This window comes from Citrobacter telavivensis, from assembly GCF_041807075.1.
In the GTDB taxonomy this organism is placed as follows: domain Bacteria; phylum Pseudomonadota; class Gammaproteobacteria; order Enterobacterales; family Enterobacteriaceae; genus Citrobacter_A; species Citrobacter_A telavivensis.
This window is the reverse complement of sequence record NZ_JBGUBF010000008.1, coordinates 129,664-146,083: the sequence shown is the minus strand read 5'-3', so window position 1 is coordinate 146,083 and position 16,420 is coordinate 129,664. Positions and strand designations below refer to the sequence as shown.

Here is a 16,420-nt window from a genome sequence, read left to right as displayed (position 1 = left end):
CCAGGCCTGATTAGGCGCTTTAGCGTCGACATCAGGCCATATGTGCCGGATGGCGGCGTGACCGCCTTATCCGGCCTACAGAGTGTATTATCGTAGGCCGGGCAAGCGAAGCGCCCCCGGCATTCCTGTTTATATCAACGCAATACTTCCCACTATCACGCCAGAGATCACCACCAGCGCCGCCGTTAACCACAGCGCTTTTGCCGGGAATGCTTTACGCAGCATAATCAGCGACGGCAGGCTGACGGCGGGTAATGTCATCAGCAGCGCAAGCGCTGGCGCAGTCCCCATCCCTGCCAGCATCATCGTCTGTACAATCGGAATTTCTGCCGCGGTCGGGATCACAAACAGACAGCCGGCCACCGCCAGCGCAATCACCCACAGCAGGCTGTTATCGATAGCCCCATCCGCATGTGGAAACAGCCAGACGCGCGCAGCACCCAGCACCAGCACCGCCAGGATGTAGACAGGAATAGTGCTCCAGAACAGCGTCCACAGCGCGCGGCCCCAGCGGACAAAGAACCCGTCCTGTGCGTCCGGTTGCGTGATTTCCACCGGCAACTCAGCCTGCGCAGGCTCTTTCACCCATTTCTGCACCAGCGTTGCCACCACCAGCACCATTGCCAGTCCGGCAACCAGGCGGATAGCCGCAAAATGCCAGCCGAGGACGAAGCCCATAAACACCAGCGTCGCCGGGTTTAACAGCGGATTCCCCATCCAGAATGCCAGCGCCCCGCCCATCGAAACCTGCTGGCGACGCATCCCCGCCGCCACCGGTGCAGCACAGCAGGTGCACATCATGCCGGGCAGAGAGAAAAGCGTCCCGAACAGCGTGCCGCGAAAACGCGTTTGCCCGAGCGTACGTAACAGCCAGTCACGCGGGATCAGAACCTGAATCAGCGAACCAAGGATCACCCCCAATACCGCTGCCTTCCAGACCGCAATGAAATAGACCATCGCATAGTCCCAGGCCGCCTGCCACGGGTTCGCATCAGCCTGCGCCAGAATGGATTTACCGATACTGTGAGTTTCTGCGGCAGTGAAGGCTTTCCCGTAATAAGGCTGCCATTTCACATACCAGAGACCGACGATGACGACGAGAAAGAAAAGAGCGGGCTTCCACCATTGAAACGGTGTTGCCGCCTGAGATGAAGACTGACCAGCCATAGCATTCCCCAGGGCGTGTGAGAGTAATTAGCCGGGAATATACGCCTTTGGGAAATGTTTGGAAATGTTAAATTGACCGGGTGAATTGTCCGGCCTGCACCTCACGCGTCAGGCGGCCCTCTCCCGCAACTGGGACGAGGTCAGGATCGTCACCCCCTCGTGTTCAGGTGCCAGCGCGTCTGCCAGCATTGCGCGCGCCACGTCCCGCGCGTCAATCGACTTCCAGTTGCCGGGCAGCAACCGGAATAATGGCGCAAAAAGGGTTTCGCTGAATCGCTGTCTGGTGCGGTCGCCGAGCAGCATCGACGGGCGCGCAATCGTCAGCTTCGGCCACGCCTGCGCAATCAGCGCCTCTTCCATCTCCCCTTTTACGCGGTTGTAGAAAAACGGCGAACGGGCGTTGGCCCCCATCGAACTCACCACCAGCATATGCTGCGCACCCAGACGGCGACCGGTCAAGGCGGTGTCGACCACCAGTGTATAGTCGGCATGAATAAATGCCTCTTTGCTGCCGGCTTCGCGCCGGGTCGTGCCCAGACAGCAAAAAACGATATCGACAGGATCGGAAACCTGCGCCAGCGCATCGCTCAGTTGCGGATCGTGGGGATTATAGACGCCAGGCATGTCCGCCAGCGGGCGTCGCGTCGGTGCGGCTATCGAATGGATCTTCGGTTCATTCAGCAGCATCCGCAGTAAATGCCCGCCAACCAACCCGGTCGCCCCGGTAATCAGTACCTGACTCATCCTCACTCCTTTCCAGAATAGTCCGCCTTGCGCCCTCAGTCTCATCGACCAGGCTTATTAGTTCACAGTGTAATTATCCATCATCATGGAAAAATTGCCTTATCCAATGCCACTATCGCGGAGGACGCATGAGTAAGAAGATTGCCGTTTTGATCACTGATGAGTTTGAGGATTCAGAATTCACCTCACCTGCGGCAGAATTTCGCCAGGCCGGGCATGAGGTCATTACGATTGAAAAACAGGCGGGGAAAACGGTGAAAGGTAAAAAAGGCGAGGCCAGCGTCACCATTGATAAAGCGATTGATGAAGTCCGGCCTGCTGATTTTGATGCTCTGCTGTTACCTGGCGGTCATTCACCGGATTACCTGCGAGGTGACGATCGCTTCGTCACCTTTACGCGCGATTTCGTAAACACCGGTAAACCGGTCTTCGCCATCTGCCACGGGCCACAGTTACTGATCAGCGCCGATGTTATTCGTGGTCGTAAACTCACAGCGGTGAAGCCAATCATTATCGATGTGAAAAACGCGGGGGCGGAATTTTACGATCAGGAAGTGGTGGTTGATAAAGACCAACTGGTCACCAGCCGTACTCCTGACGATCTGCCTGCGTTCAATCGTGAAGCATTACGTATCCTCGGTGCCTGACTGACGTAACCAAATCAACTTTTTACCAAAGCCCAGGGTGTTGTCGGTGAATTTGAGTTCATCCAGGCGGATTTCCCATACCGGCGCAGACAGCATTCTGGCGACCGGGAAGCGGCGAAGATAGGCCTGTCGTGCCGCGTCGCTTTCTTCTCCTGCCAGTTGACGGATCTCGCCTTTAAACTGTACGCCGCGAATCAAGGCGACCGTTTTCGGTTGACCATTGACGGTCCCGGCAACGGGGGCTCGCGGGCCTGACATCTGCGCATGACGCGTTTTCTCTTCCGTCAGCAGATAAAAAACCACCTTTTTGGCGTCGAAGAGATAAAACGCATTGGCACACCACAGTTCACCTTCGTGATGTACGCACCAGGTCACAACATGTTGTTTTGTCAGCCAACGACCGATCGCAGTGAGTGTTTCCATCTCGGTTCTCTTTTATACTGGATGCCAGAAACGTAACACGCCGAAGGCTATGATGACACCCTGGTATCTTTATCTGATCCGCACCGCCGACAATGCCCTGTATACCGGGATCACGACCGACGTGGCGCGCCGCTACCAGCAACATCAACGTGGCAAAGGCGCGAAGGCGCTACGGGGAAAAGGGGAGTTGACGCTGGCGTTTTCCGCACCGGTTGGCGATCGTTCACTGGCGCTACGCGCAGAATACCGGGTCAAAAAACTCACCAAGCAACAGAAAGAACGGCTTGTCGCAGAAGGCGAAGGGTTTGCAGCGTTACTGAACGACCTGCAAACCCCGACGCTTAAAAACGATTAAAGTGATCGTGATACTCGACCAGTCCCGTGACGCCGCTTAGCGCGTCTTCCGCTAAACGATGTACCTGAAACGCGCTTTCGGTGCCCGGCCAGCGGCAATGCAGATCGTAATGGGCGGCCAGTTCGAAACCAAAGCGGCTATACAGTGCCGGTTCACCCAGGGTGACCACGGCGGCGTAGCCAAATTCGTTGAGTGAATCCAGCCCTTCATAGACCAGTTGGCGCGCCAGCCCCTGCCCACGGTAGTTTTCATCGACTGCCAGCGGTGCCATGCCGACCCACTGCAGATCTTCGCCCTGTACATCGACGGGGCTGAATGCCACGTAACCCACCACCTGGCCTTCATCGTCTGTGGCGACCAGACCGAGCGTCAGAAAACCATCTTCACGCAGGGAGTGTACCAGTTCCGCTTCCGCATCGCTTTCGAATGAACGACGCAGCAGGGCATCAATGCCGGGGGCGTCAATGGGAATTTCTACTCGAATCAGCATGGTTCACCTACCGATGTCTGTTTGGTTTCTGGCGAGTATTTCATGCCCGCCTCAACAAAATCCGCCAGTTGCAGCAGCATAACGCGCAACGCTTTGGGCATCTGCTCCAGCTCAATGGCATCCATCAGGTTCTTAACATACAACCCTAACTCCGTATCCCCTTCAATCACCAGCCGGCGCTGGAAGAAGAGCGTATCCGGATCCTGCTTACGCGCAGCGATCATCAACAGATCGCTGGCATCAGCGCTAAAACTCACGTCGGCTTGCGCATCCTCGCTGACGATCAGTTTGTCATTCTCGACCGAGGTATACCATTTCAGGCCGATATCGCGAACCGTAATGCTTAACCAACGGCCTTCAAGGAACGCCAGCTCCCCGTCAGCCAGGGCCTGGCGAAACTGCCAGCTTAGGACCTGTTCCAGAACCTGGCGCTGCAGTGCAAAGGGCGTCAGTTTAACTGGCACACTCATCAGAGACGGACCGAAATGTACTAAGCGTGAACGCAGCTTATCTAACACGAGCTTTACTCCCTGTTTCAATTATCCTGCTATTCTGCCATATCAGATAAACGACATAGCGGCGTAAATCAACAATTGCGTGCGAAATCCCTAACTCTTTATTGCTGATATCAATACGACTTTAACTGCCTTAAATCAAAAATTGTCGCAGCAAGGTTAACTAAAATCCTTGTTCGTTAACAATTATGCGTCCCAGGCGGCGCAATCTTCAGGATAAATTATGGAGCTGCTCTGCCCTGCCGGAAATCTCCCGGCGCTTAAGGCGGCCATCGAAAACGGCGCGGATGCCGTTTATATCGGGCTTAAAGATGATACCAACGCCCGCCACTTCGCCGGCCTTAACTTTACCGAGAAGAAATTGCAGGAAGCGGTGAGCTTTGTCCATCAACACCGCCGCAAATTACACATCGCCATTAACACGTTTGCGCATCCGGACGGCTATGCCCGCTGGCAGCGTGCGGTGGATATGGCTGCGCAACTGGGGGCGGATGCGCTGATCCTCGCGGATCTCGCTATGCTCGAGTATGCCGCAGTTCGTTACCCGCATATTGAGCGCCATGTCTCTGTTCAGGCCTCGGCTACCAATGAAGAAGCGATCAACTTTTATCACCGCAATTTTGATGTTGATCGCGTCGTCCTGCCGCGCGTGCTCTCTATCCATCAGGTGAAACAGCTTGCCCGCGTGACGCCGGTGCCGCTGGAGGTTTTTGCTTTCGGCAGTCTGTGCATTATGGCCGAAGGCCGCTGTTACCTCTCATCCTATTTGACCGGTGAATCCCCCAATACTGTAGGGGCCTGTTCCCCTGCCCGCTTTGTGCGCTGGCAGCAGACGCCCCAGGGGCTGGAATCACGGCTGAATGAAGTGCTGATCGACCGCTATCAGGACGGGGAGAACGCCGGCTATCCGACGCTGTGTAAAGGTCGCTATCTGGTCGACGGCGAGCGTTACCACGCACTGGAAGAACCGACCAGTCTGAACACGCTGGAGCTACTGCCGGAACTGCTGGCGGCAAATATTGCCTCGGTGAAAATCGAAGGTCGTCAGCGCAGCCCCGCCTATGTCAGCCAGGTTGCGAAAGTGTGGCGTCAGGCGATCGACCGCTGCATAGCCGACCCGCAGAACTATGCGCCGCAGGCAGACTGGATGGAGACGCTCGGCGCGATGTCCGAAGGCACTCAGACGACGCTTGGCGCCTATCACCGTAAATGGCAGTGAGAAAAGCAATGAAATATTCCTTAGGGCCGGTGCTTTACTACTGGCCGAAAGAAACGCTGGAAGACTTTTATCAGCAGGCAGCCACCAGCAGCGCTGATGTTATCTATCTCGGCGAAGCGGTGTGCAGCAAACGCCGCGCCACTAAAGTCGGCGACTGGCTGGATATGGCGAAATCGCTCGCCGGTAGCGGTAAGCAGGTGGTGCTTTCGACGCTGGCGCTGGTGCAAGCCTCTTCTGAGTTGAACGAACTGAAGCGCTATGTCGAAAATGGCGACTTTCTGCTGGAAGCCAGCGATCTTGGCGTGGTGAATATGTGCGCCGACCGCAAGCTACCGTTTGTCGCCGGACACGCGCTGAACTGCTACAACGCCGTCACGCTGCGCCTGCTGCTCAAACAAGGGATGGTGCGCTGGTGCATGCCGGTGGAGCTTTCCCGCGACTGGCTGATAAACCTGCTCAATCAGTGTGATGAACTGGGGATTCGCCAGCAGTTTGAAGTGGAAGTCCTGAGCTATGGGCATCTGCCGCTGGCTTACTCCGCCCGCTGCTTTACCGCCCGCTCGGAAGATCGTCCGAAAGATGAGTGCGAAACCTGCTGCATCAAGTACCCTAACGGCCGCGACGTACTCTCCCAGGAAAATCAACAGGTGTTCGTCCTCAATGGCATTCAGACCATGAGCGGCTATATCTACAACCTCGGCAACGAACTGACGTCAATGCAGGGGCTGGTGGACATCGTGCGCCTGTCTCCGCTAGGCACGGAGACATTCGCAATGCTCGACGCCTTCCGCGCTAACGAAACGGGGCGCGCTCCGCTACCACTCGCTGCACACAGCGACTGCAACGGCTACTGGAAACGTCTGGCCGGTCTGGAATTGCAGGCCTAATGCCTCTCTGCCGGATGGCGGCATAACTGCCTTATCCGGCCTACTCCAGGCCTGATCATCAGGTATTTTCTGTCCGCCACGCGTTTTATAAAGCTCACTTTGTTAACTACGGTTATCATTTTTTAATGCACTATTAAAAAATATGCCGATGACAAAGTGAGCCATTATGACTGACAAAACCATTCCTTTCTCGGTGCTGGATCTGGCACCGATCCCCGACGGATCCTCAGCAAAAGAGGCATTCTCACACTCTCTGGATCTCGCACGCCTCGCAGAAAAAAGAGGCTATCATCGCTACTGGCTGGCGGAACACCACAACATGACCGGTATCGCCAGCGCGGCAACCTCAGTGCTGATTGGCTATCTGGCCGCGAACACCCAGACTTTGCATCTCGGTTCCGGCGGCGTCATGCTCCCCAACCACTCACCGCTGGTGATCGCCGAGCAGTTCGGTACGCTGAACACGCTCTATCCGGGACGCATTGATCTCGGCTTAGGACGTGCGCCGGGTAGCGATCAGCCGACGATGCGGGCGCTGCGCCGTCATATGGGTGGTGATATCGATAACTTCCCTCGCGACGTCGCTGAACTGGTGGACTGGTTTGATGCGCGCGATCCCAATCCGCAGGTACGCCCGGTTCCTGGCTACGGCGAGAAGATCCCGGTCTGGCTGTTAGGCTCCAGCCTCTATAGTGCGCAGTTAGCCGCACAGCTTGGTCTGCCGTTCGCTTTTGCCTCCCACTTCGCGCCGGATATGCTGTTCCAGGCGCTGCATCTGTACCGCACTCAGTTCAAGCCGTCAGCGCGGCTGGAAAAACCGTATGCGATGGTGTGCATCAATATCATTGCCGCCGACAGTAACCGTGATGCGGAGTATTTGTTCACCTCGATGCAGCAAGCCTTCGTGAAGTTGCGGCGTGGTGAAACGGGCCAACTCCCGGCACCGATTCAAAATATGGATCAGTTCTGGTCGCCGTCAGAGCAGTTCGGCGTGCAGCAGGCGCTGAGTATGTCGCTGGTAGGCGATAAAGCGAAAGTAGGCCACGGGCTGGAGTCTATTCTGCGTGAAACCCAGGCGGACGAGATTATGGTTAACGGGCAGATTTTTGACCATCAGGCGCGTCTGCATTCGTTTGAACTGGCGATGGATGTGAAAGAGGAACTGTTGGGGTAGTTTTGTCGTTTGCCGGATGGCGACTGCGTCTTATCCGGCCTACAGGTTCTTGTAGGCCCGGTAAGCGCGCGCCACCGGGCAAAATAATTACTGATAAACCGGCAACAGATTAAAGCTCGACAGAATGTGTACCAGCGCGTTACCCACCCCGAAAACCAGAATCAGGACAATCATCGGCTTACCGCCCCAGACGCGGAATTTCGGGCTACCGAAGCGCTGACGTGATTTACGTGCCAACAATGCCGGCACAATCGCGGCCCAGATGGTCGCCGCCAGTCCTGCATAGCCAATGGCATACAGGAATCCGTTCGGCCACAGCAGTCCCCCGACGATCGGCGGAACAAAGGTGAGCAGCGCCGTTTTGAAGCGTCCTGGCGCCGAATCGTCAAAACCAAACAGATCGGCCAGATAGTCAAACAGTCCCAGCGTGACGCCGAGGAATGAACTCGCCACCGCAAAGTTAGAAAACACCACCAGCAGCAGATCCAGACTACGACTGTTCAGCACGCCGCTCAGCGCCTGCACCAGCACATCAATATTGCCGCCTTTCTGCGCAATGCCGATAAACTCTGGGCGCGGAATGTTCCCCATCGTCCCCAGCAACCAGACGGTGTACAGCATCAGCGCCAGCAGCGTCCCGTAGACCAGGCACTTCACAATGGTGCGAGGGTCTTTACCGTAGTATTTCATCAGGCTCGGGACGTTACCATGATAGCCAAACGACGCCAGACAGAACGGCAGCGTCATCAACAGATACGGCGTATAAGAGGCGTTACTTTCCGCGACGTTAAACAACGTAGTCGGCGTAACGTGCCCAAGCAGACTGCCGAAGGTCAGGAAGAAAGTAATGACCTTCGCACCCAGCACGATAGCCGTCATGCGACTCACCGCTTTGGTACTCAGCCACACCACAAACGCTACCAAAAGAGCAAAGCCAAAACCTGCCGCACGGGCGGGCACGTTCAGCGACATCTCGCTGAACGTATGGTGCAGAATCGAACCGCTCGCCGAAATATAGGCGTAGGTCAGGATATAGAGTACGAAGGCAATAGAGATACCGTTGACCACGTTCCAGCCTTTGCCCAGCAGATCTTTGGTGATGGTGTCGAAGCTCGAGCCAATTCGGTAGTTGAGGTTTGCTTCCAGGATCATCAGACCGGAATGCAGCATGCAGAACCAGGTAAAGACCAGCGCCGCCATTGACCAGAAAAACCAGCTACCTGCCATAACCACCGGTAAAGAAAACATCCCTGCGCCGATAATGGTGCCGCCGATAATCACCACGCCGCCAAGCAGCGAAGGTGATGTCTGGGTGGTGGTTAGTGTTGCCATTTAGCGATTTCTCCAGCGAATAATGTTGTGACCGCATTTTAGTGTGTTGCACTGTACCAGTACAATAGTACAAATGAAATAAAAAAAGCCCCGATGATTTTATCGGGGCTGTATCTATTACTTTACGTCAGTAAACGAAAGGTTTACGCGTCACGACGACGGCTGGTACCGTCTTCACGACGTGGCGCACGACTACCTTCACGACGTTCGCCGCTGAAACGACGACCATCACCACGACCGCCTTCACGACGCTCACCGCCGAAACCGCGACCGCCTTCACGACGTTCGCCGCCGAAGCTACGACCACCGCCACGACGTTCAGTGTGCGGCTGGGCATCGCCCACTAACTGCATGTTCATCGGTTTGTTAAGGATGCGGGTACGCGTAAAGTGCTGCAGTACTTCACCCGGCATACCTTTCGGCAGTTCGATGGTGGAGTGCGATGCGAACAGCTTGATGTTACCAATGTAACGGCTGCTGATGTCGCCTTCGTTGGCGATCGCGCCAACGATATGACGCACTTCCACGCCGTCATCACGACCCACTTCAATGCGGTACAGTTGCATATCACCAACGTCACGACGTTCACGACGCGGACGGTCTTCACCGCTGCGTTCTGGACGGTCGCCGCGCGGGCCACGATCGTTACGGTCACGCGGACCACGATCGTCACGGTCACGGAATTCACGCTTCGGACGCATCGGCGCATCTGGCGGAACGATCAGAGTACGTTCGCCCTGTGCCATTTTCAGCAGAGCGGCAGCCAGCGTTTCGATATCCAGCTCTTCGTCTTCCGCTGTCGGCTGCAGTTTAGCCAGCAGCGCACGGTACTGATCCAGATCGCTACTTTCCAGCTGTTGCTGTACTTTGGCCGCAAATTTTTCCAGACGGCGTTTGCCCAGCAGATCTGCGTTCGGCAGTTCAACTTCCGGAATGGTCAGCTTCATGGTGCGTTCGATGTTACGCAGCAGACGACGCTCGCGGTTCTCAACGAACAGCAGCGCACGGCCTGCACGACCCGCACGACCGGTACGGCCAATACGGTGAACGTAAGACTCGGAATCCATCGGGATATCGTAGTTTACCACCAGGCTGATACGCTCAACGTCCAGGCCACGGGCCGCAACGTCGGTCGCAATCAGGATATCCAGACGACCATCTTTCAGACGTTCCAGCGTCTGCTCACGCAGCGCCTGGTTCATGTCGCCGTTCAGCGCGGCGCTGTTATAGCCGCTACGCTCCAGCGCTTCAGCCACTTCCAGCGTCGCGTTTTTGGTACGAACGAAGATAATCGCCGCATCAAAATCTTCCGCTTCCAGGAAACGCACCAGCGCTTCGTTCTTACGCATACCCCAGACAGTCCAGTAGCTCTGGCTGATGTCCGGACGGGTAGTGACGCTGGACTGAATGCGCACTTCCTGCGGCTCTTTCATAAAGCGACGGGTAATGCGACGAATCGCTTCCGGCATGGTGGCAGAGAACAGAGCGGTCTGATGACCTTCCGGGATCTGCGCCATGATGGTTTCAACGTCTTCGATGAAGCCCATGCGCAGCATTTCGTCAGCTTCATCCAGAACCAGACCGCTCAGTTTAGAGAGGTCCAGGGTGCCGCGTTTCAGATGATCCAGCAGACGACCCGGCGTACCGACGACGATCTGCGGCCCTTGACGCAGGGCGCGTAACTGCACGTCATAACGCTGGCCGCCGTACAGGGCAACCACGTTCACGCCGCGCATGTGTTTAGAGAAATCCGTCATGGCTTCGGCAACCTGAACCGCCAGTTCGCGGGTCGGTGCCAGCACCAGGATTTGAGGTGCTTTCAGCTCAGGATCAAGATTGTTGAGCAGCGGTAAGGAGAACGCTGCAGTTTTACCGCTACCGGTCTGGGCCATGCCCAGTACGTCACGACCATTCAGCAAGTGTGGAATACACTCAGACTGGATCGGTGATGGTTTTTCGTAACCCAGATCGTTAAGGGCTTCAAGGATAGGAGCCTTCAGGCCCAGATCTGCAAAAGTGGTTTCGAATTCAGCCATGTAGTACGTGTGCCTCAAAATTAATGGCGGCCAGTCTACATAACTCATCATGAAATTGATCTGCAATTTTCATTGAAAAGTGTGAACCGGCTCAAAGTAGGTGTATTAACGAACAACAACGCCCTCACCCGTGAAGGTGATGGCAATCAAAAAAGATTACGGGCTGATGTGTACGTCAGCTATTGCTGGTCCGATTCTGCCAGGTCATCTTGGTCCTGGCCCAGGAGCGATAATTCCAACAATGCATATCGGTGCTCAACAAAGTTATGAACGTTGTTAGCCACCGCCAGTTTGAACAATGCCGTAGCGTTGTCCAAATCCCCCAGACTTAGGTAGTACTTACCTAAATAGAAGTTGGTTTCACTGAGATGCTCAGCGAGCGAGGTGTTATCCGTTGCGTCCGCCTTGAGCTTTTCCATCAGCGATGCTTCGCTAAGGTTGCCCAGGTAGAACTCGACAATGTTCCATCCCCATTGTTCTTTATCCGATTTCTCGAAGCGCTGTTTCAGCGCGACTTTTGCCTGCTTCTCATCGAGCTTCTGCTCAGCGAGATAAAGCCACAGGCTGCGGAAAGGATCATTGGGATCGTCTTGATAAAACGCCAGCAGATCATCTTGCGCTAACTTGTCGCGACCGCCGTAATACAATGCGATACCGCGATTTAAGTGCGCGTAGTTGTAAGTTGGATCAAGCTCAAGTACAGAATCAAACGCTTCATAGGCAGCATCAAAATTGCCTGCCTGCGTTAAATAAATGCCTAAGTAATTGAATACTTCAGGCATATCGGGTCGGATTGCCAACGCTTGTGAAAAATCATTTCGCGCTAATGCCCTCAGACCGAGACTATCATACAACACTCCGCGCTCATATAAAAGCTGTGCGCGTTCGTCATCGGTTAAAGCCCGACTGGCAAGAATTTGTTCCATGCGTGCCAGAATCACTTCCTGCTGCAAAGTCGGTTGCAATGGTACTGCGAGGACTTCACTCTTACGCCAGGTGGAATTACTGCATCCAGCCAGCGTGAGTGCTGTTGCCACGAAACACCAGCGCAAAAAAGGCGTCATTTCCCACTCCCGAAGACAACGATTAATTGAACGTCCTGTTCCCCGGTTGCTAACAAGGCGTCCTGCCAGGTTAAAAGCCCTCCGCAACCGCGGAGGGCAAATGGCAACCTTACTCGCCCTGCTGGCTAGCCGGAGCTTCCGGTGCAGCCGCTGGCTGAGATTGTTCAGTTGCTTCTTTAATGCTCAAACGTACACGGCCCTGGCGATCGACTTCCAGAACTTTAACCGGTACTTCCTGACCCATCTGCAGGTAATCGGTCACTTTCTCTACGCGCTTATCCGCGATCTGAGAGATGTGAACCAGACCTTCTTTACCGCCGCCGATGGCAACAAATGCGCCAAAGTCAACGATACGGGTCACTTTACCATTGTAGATACGACCGACTTCGATTTCTGCCGTGATCTCTTCGATACGACGGATAGCGTGTTTCGCTTTCTCACCGTCGGTCGCCGCGATCTTCACAGTACCGTCATCTTCGATTTCGATGGTGGTGCCGGTTTCTTCGGTCAGCGCACGGATCACAGAACCGCCCTTACCGATCACGTCTTTGATCTTGTCCGGGTTGATCTTGATGGTGTGGATACGCGGAGCGAACTGAGAGATGTCGCCGCGCGGCGCGTTGATCGCCTGTTCCATCACGCCCAGAATGTGCAGACGCGCACCTTTAGCCTGGTTCAGTGCAACCTGCATGATCTCTTTGGTGATACCTTCAATTTTGATATCCATCTGCAGTGCAGAGATACCGTCGCGGGAACCCGCTACTTTGAAGTCCATATCGCCAAGGTGGTCTTCGTCGCCCAGGATGTCAGACAGTACGACAAAGTTGTCGCCTTCTTTCACCAGACCCATTGCGATACCCGCAACAGCAGCTTTGATTGGCACGCCTGCATCCATCAGGGCCAGGGAAGCGCCGCACACGGAAGCCATGGAAGAAGAACCGTTAGATTCGGTGATTTCAGACACCACGCGAACGGTGTACGGGAATTTGTCAGCTTCCGGCATAACAGCCAGCACGCCGCGCTTCGCCAGACGACCGTGACCAATTTCACGACGCTTTGGAGAACCGACCATGCCAGTTTCACCTACGGAGTACGGAGGGAAGTTGTAGTGGAACAGGAAGTTGTCAGTGCGCTCGCCCATCAGTTCGTCAAGAACCTGCGCATCACGTGCGGTTCCCAGCGTTGCGGTAACCAGCGCCTGCGTTTCACCACGGGTGAACAGTGCAGAACCGTGAGTACGCGGCAGTACGCCAGTGCGCACGTCCAGACCACGGATCATGTCTTTTTCACGACCATCGATGCGTGGCTCACCGGCCAGTACACGGCTACGCACGACATTTTTCTCGATCGCGTGCAGGATTTCACCCAGTTCGTTAGCGTCCAGGGTTTCGTCTTCAGCAACCAAAGTCGCGATGGTTTCAGATTTGATCACGTCAACCTGAGCATAACGCTCTTGTTTGTCGGTGATACGGTAAGCATCGCTCAGGCGAGATTCAGCCAGTGCAGCAACGCGCGCATTCAGCGCTTCGTCTACGGCTTCCGGCTGCCAGTCCCAACGCGGTTTACCCGCTTCTTTCACCAGATCGTTGATCGCCTGGATAACCACCTGCTGCTGATCGTGGCCGAACACCACTGCGCCCAGCATTTGATCTTCGCTCAGCAGTTCCGCTTCGGATTCAACCATCAGTACGGCAGCTTCAGTACCGGCAACCACCAGATCCAGCTTGCTCTCTTTCAGCTCGTCCTGAGTCGGGTTCAGTACGTACTGGTCATTGATATAACCCACACGTGCCGCGCCGATTGGGCCGTTGAACGGAATACCGGACAGAGACAGCGCAGCAGAGGCACCGATCATCGCCACGATATCCGGGTTAACCTGCGGGTTAACGGAAACGACGGTCGCGATGACCTGAACTTCGTTCACGAAACCTTCCGGGAACAGCGGGCGAACCGGGCGGTCAATCAGACGCGCGATCAGGGTTTCGCCTTCGCTTGGACGGCCTTCACGACGGAAGAAGCTGCCTGGGATACGACCAGCAGCGTAGGTACGCTCCTGATAGTTAACGGTCAGCGGGAAGAAGTCCTGACCCGGCTTCGCTTTTTTCTGGCCGACAACGGTAACAAATACCGCAGTGTCGTCCATGCTAACCATAACAGCGGCAGTAGCCTGACGGGCCATCATGCCGGTTTCCAGCGTGACGGTATGCTGACCGTACTGGAATTTACGAACGATCGGATTAAGCAAAATAATATCCTTTCAAATTTTAGGCGACACAAACTGAATCGCCGTTAATACCCGATCTTCTGCGCATCCTCGCGACTAATGACAACCCTAACCCATACGATATTGGGTAAAGCCTCTCATTAGCCGCGCGAACCTCTGCAACGGAAGATCATTCATAGCAACAATACAATAGTTTCCAGTGAATTGCTGCCATCTGCTTGAAAAAAGGGGCCATGAAGGCCCCCTTTTACGAAACTCGCAAGAATTAGCGACGCAGACCCAGACGCTCGATCAGCGCGGTGTAGCGTGCAACATCTTTACGTTTCAGGTAGTCGAGCAGTTTACGACGCTGAGAAACCATGCGCAGCAGACCACGACGGCTGTGGTGATCTTTTTTGTGCTCTGCAAAGTGGCCCTGCAGATGGTTAATCTGTGCAGTCAACAGCGCAACCTGAACATCGGTAGAACCGGTGTCGTTTGCATCACGACCGAACTCAGAAACGATTTTAGCTGTAGCTTCAGTACTTAGAGACATTTTAAAACTCCAAAGTATTAAGTATGAAAGGACGCCGATCTCTAATTCAGCGTTCCCAGTGTACGCCGTGCGAACTGTTAAAAAATTCACGCAACGTTAAGCGGCAGTATTCTACTCGTAGCGCCTTCTTATCGCAAGACGAACCCGTGCTACGCCGGATACTCCACCACTAATCGGCGAGGAGCCACGCGACCTTCGTCGTCGATCTCGCCCATGCCGATAAATTTACCGTCATCACCTTCCGTAACACGAACCAGCCCTTCCAGCGGCGCGCCGTTCGTGCGAACGGGGTTGCCGTTCTTAAAGTAAACTGAAGAGGTTAACGGCAAATTAACAACAGGATAGTCCGAAGCCGGACTGTCCATTGGCATCAGCAGCGGATCAAGCCACTGTGCGGCCGGAATTCCCTGTTGTTCCGCCTGTTCGACCATTTCACGCAGACGTTCCAGCGTGACCATACGATCCACCGGATATTTGCTGACCGTCAGACGACGCAGGAAGATAACGTGCGCGCCGCATCCCAGTTTCTCACCCAGATCGTCAATAATGGTGCGAATATAGGTGCCTTTCGAGCAGTGCACTTCCAGCTCCAGTTCATTCCCTTCATGGCGGATAAACAGCAGTTCGTAAACGGTAATCGGTCGGGCTTCGCGCGGCACTTCAATGCCCTGACGCGCGTATTCATACAGCTTTTTACCCTGATACTTCAGCGCCGAATACATCGACGGCACCTGTTCGATATCGCCGCGGAACGTGTCCAGCGCGGCAGCCAGCTGTTCAGGGGTGAAGGTGACCGGACGCTCCTGCACAATTTGCCCATCGGCATCGGAGGTGTCTGTACGCTGCCCCAGACGGGCAATCACCCGATAACGCTTGTCGGAATCCAGCAGATATTGCGAAAACTTGGTCGCTTCCCCGAGGCAAATCGGCAGCATACCGGTCGCTAGCGGATCCAGCGCCCCGGTATGCCCGGCGCGGTTGGCGTTATAGATGCGTTTGACTTTTTGCAGTACGTCATTGCTGGACATGCCCTGCGGCTTATCCAGCAGCAGCACACCATGAATGTCGCGACCACGACGACGAGGACGACTCATTAGTCCTCCTTGCTGTCGTCCGGGTTTACACGACGTTCTTCGTCATGTTTAACCACGTTGGTCACCAGGTTGGACATCCGCATCCCTTCCACCAGCGAGTTATCGTAGAAGAAGGTCAGTTCCGGCACGATACGCAGACGCATCGCTTTACCCAACAGGCTACGGATGAAGCCAGACGCTTCCTGTAACGCTTTGATGCCCGCTTTAATCGCGTTTTCATCTTTGTCATTCAGGAAGGTGACATACACTTTGGCATACGCCAGATCGCGGGACATTTCGACCCCCGACACGGTGGTCATCATGCCCAGACGCGGGTCTTTAATTTCGCGCTGCAGGATGATTGCGATCTCTTTTTGCATCTCCTGTCCTACGCGCTGCGGGCGACCGAATTCTTTCGCCATAATAAATTCTCCAGACAAAAAAGGGGCCTTGAGCCCCTTTTAAAAATTATTGCCGGGTGGCGCTTTGAAGCCTGATGACGCTACGCTTATCAGGCCAACAACCCGGACGTAGG

At 55.0% G+C, this 16,420-nt stretch carries 18 protein-coding genes; 5 read left to right on the top strand and 13 right to left on the bottom strand.

The features are described from left to right. Nucleotides 1-129 precede the first annotated feature (129 nt). Both ACERJC_RS22475 and ACERJC_RS22470 read right to left on the bottom strand, forming a co-directional pair. Nucleotides 130-1,167, bottom strand: a complete 1,038-nt coding sequence (locus ACERJC_RS22475) for a permease (protein ID WP_286631672.1) — start codon at nucleotides 1,165-1,167, stop codon at nucleotides 130-132. Nucleotides 1,168-1,275: 108 nt separating this feature from the next. Beyond that, nucleotides 1,276-1,911, bottom strand: coding sequence for an NAD-dependent epimerase/dehydratase family protein (locus ACERJC_RS22470; protein ID WP_152406128.1), 636 nt, complete (start codon nucleotides 1,909-1,911; stop codon nucleotides 1,276-1,278). A gap of 128 nt (nucleotides 1,912-2,039) precedes the next feature. Between ACERJC_RS22470 and yhbO the strand changes: the two genes are divergently transcribed. Further along, the gene (gene yhbO / locus ACERJC_RS22465) at nucleotides 2,040-2,558 is read left to right on the top strand and encodes a protein/nucleic acid deglycase (RefSeq protein ID WP_042325142.1); all 519 of its coding nucleotides are present in this window, start codon (nucleotides 2,040-2,042) and stop codon (nucleotides 2,556-2,558) included. Here the strand turns inward: yhbO and ACERJC_RS22460 are convergent. Next, nucleotides 2,538-2,981, bottom strand: a complete 444-nt coding sequence (locus tag ACERJC_RS22460) for a YhbP family protein (protein ID WP_178826395.1) — start codon at nucleotides 2,979-2,981, stop codon at nucleotides 2,538-2,540. The genes yhbO and ACERJC_RS22460 overlap by 21 nt on opposite strands. Nucleotides 2,982-3,033: 52 nt before the next feature. Here ACERJC_RS22460 and ACERJC_RS22455 point away from each other — a divergent pair, with 52 nt between their 5' ends. Beyond that, nucleotides 3,034-3,336, top strand: coding sequence for a GIY-YIG nuclease family protein (locus tag ACERJC_RS22455; protein ID WP_152406404.1), 303 nt, complete (start codon nucleotides 3,034-3,036; stop codon nucleotides 3,334-3,336). Here the strand turns inward: ACERJC_RS22455 and ACERJC_RS22450 are convergent. Continuing rightward, entirely contained in the window at nucleotides 3,323-3,826 is a 504-nt protein-coding gene (locus ACERJC_RS22450; protein WP_152406130.1) for a GNAT family N-acetyltransferase, read from the bottom strand. The two genes, ACERJC_RS22455 and ACERJC_RS22450, sit on opposite strands and share 14 nt — an antisense overlap. Beyond that, nucleotides 3,820-4,344 carry a ubiquinone anaerobic biosynthesis accessory factor UbiT gene (gene ubiT, locus ACERJC_RS22445; RefSeq protein WP_178826391.1) on the bottom strand — a complete coding sequence of 175 codons (525 nt, stop codon included), beginning with the start codon at nucleotides 4,342-4,344 and terminating at the stop codon, nucleotides 3,820-3,822. The genes ACERJC_RS22450 and ubiT overlap by 7 nt, the downstream gene beginning before the upstream one ends. Before the next feature lie 220 nt (nucleotides 4,345-4,564). Between ubiT and ubiU the strand changes: the two genes are divergently transcribed. The 3 genes from ubiU to ACERJC_RS22430 all read left to right on the top strand — a co-directional run bounded on the left by ubiU (nucleotide 4,565) and on the right by ACERJC_RS22430 (nucleotide 7,621). Next, on the top strand, nucleotides 4,565-5,560 hold the full coding sequence (ubiU, locus tag ACERJC_RS22440) for a ubiquinone anaerobic biosynthesis protein UbiU (RefSeq protein WP_152406131.1): 996 nt from the start codon (nucleotides 4,565-4,567) through the stop codon (nucleotides 5,558-5,560). Between the two features lie 8 nt (nucleotides 5,561-5,568). After that, a complete protein-coding gene (locus ACERJC_RS22435) occupies nucleotides 5,569-6,447 on the top strand; it encodes a U32 family peptidase (protein ID WP_444861459.1) in 879 nt (292 codons plus the stop codon). Between the two features lie 166 nt (nucleotides 6,448-6,613). After that, nucleotides 6,614-7,621 (top strand): luciferase-like monooxygenase, encoded by a 1,008-nt coding sequence (locus ACERJC_RS22430; protein WP_373672505.1) that lies wholly within the window; start codon nucleotides 6,614-6,616, stop codon nucleotides 7,619-7,621. Nucleotides 7,622-7,708: 87 nt separating this feature from the next. Here ACERJC_RS22430 and mtr read toward each other — a convergent pair whose 3' ends face one another. The 8 genes from mtr to rbfA all read right to left on the bottom strand — a co-directional run bounded on the left by mtr (nucleotide 7,709) and on the right by rbfA (nucleotide 16,307). Beyond that, on the bottom strand, nucleotides 7,709-8,953 hold the full coding sequence (gene mtr / locus ACERJC_RS22425; protein ID WP_286631675.1) for a tryptophan permease: 1,245 nt from the start codon (nucleotides 8,951-8,953) through the stop codon (nucleotides 7,709-7,711). Between the two features lie 143 nt (nucleotides 8,954-9,096). After that, nucleotides 9,097-10,989 carry an ATP-dependent RNA helicase DeaD gene (deaD, locus tag ACERJC_RS22420; protein ID WP_152406135.1) on the bottom strand — a complete coding sequence of 631 codons (1,893 nt, stop codon included), beginning with the start codon at nucleotides 10,987-10,989 and terminating at the stop codon, nucleotides 9,097-9,099. Further along, a complete protein-coding gene (gene yrbN, locus ACERJC_RS22415) occupies nucleotides 10,982-11,062 on the bottom strand; it encodes a protein YrbN (protein ID WP_010723222.1) in 81 nt (26 codons plus the stop codon). Before yrbN ends, deaD begins: the two co-directional genes overlap by 8 nt. 106 nt (nucleotides 11,063-11,168) lie before the next feature. Then, nucleotides 11,169-12,053: a lipoprotein NlpI gene (gene nlpI, locus ACERJC_RS22410; RefSeq protein ID WP_152406136.1), complete on the bottom strand. Its 885-nt coding sequence runs from the start codon at nucleotides 12,051-12,053 to the stop codon at nucleotides 11,169-11,171. 109 nt (nucleotides 12,054-12,162) lie between these two features. Beyond that, entirely contained in the window at nucleotides 12,163-14,298 is a 2,136-nt protein-coding gene (gene pnp, locus ACERJC_RS22405) for a polyribonucleotide nucleotidyltransferase (RefSeq protein ID WP_373672504.1), read from the bottom strand. 244 nt (nucleotides 14,299-14,542) lie between these two features. After that, a complete protein-coding gene (gene rpsO, locus ACERJC_RS22400) occupies nucleotides 14,543-14,812 on the bottom strand; it encodes a 30S ribosomal protein S15 (protein ID WP_000059465.1) in 270 nt (89 codons plus the stop codon). Nucleotides 14,813-14,961: 149 nt separating this feature from the next. Further along, nucleotides 14,962-15,906 carry a tRNA pseudouridine(55) synthase TruB gene (gene truB, locus ACERJC_RS22395; RefSeq protein ID WP_373672503.1) on the bottom strand — a complete coding sequence of 315 codons (945 nt, stop codon included), beginning with the start codon at nucleotides 15,904-15,906 and terminating at the stop codon, nucleotides 14,962-14,964. Continuing rightward, a complete protein-coding gene (rbfA, locus tag ACERJC_RS22390) occupies nucleotides 15,906-16,307 on the bottom strand; it encodes a 30S ribosome-binding factor RbfA (RefSeq protein WP_042325117.1) in 402 nt (133 codons plus the stop codon). The genes truB and rbfA overlap by 1 nt, the downstream gene beginning before the upstream one ends. Nucleotides 16,308-16,420: the final 113 nt, after the last annotated feature.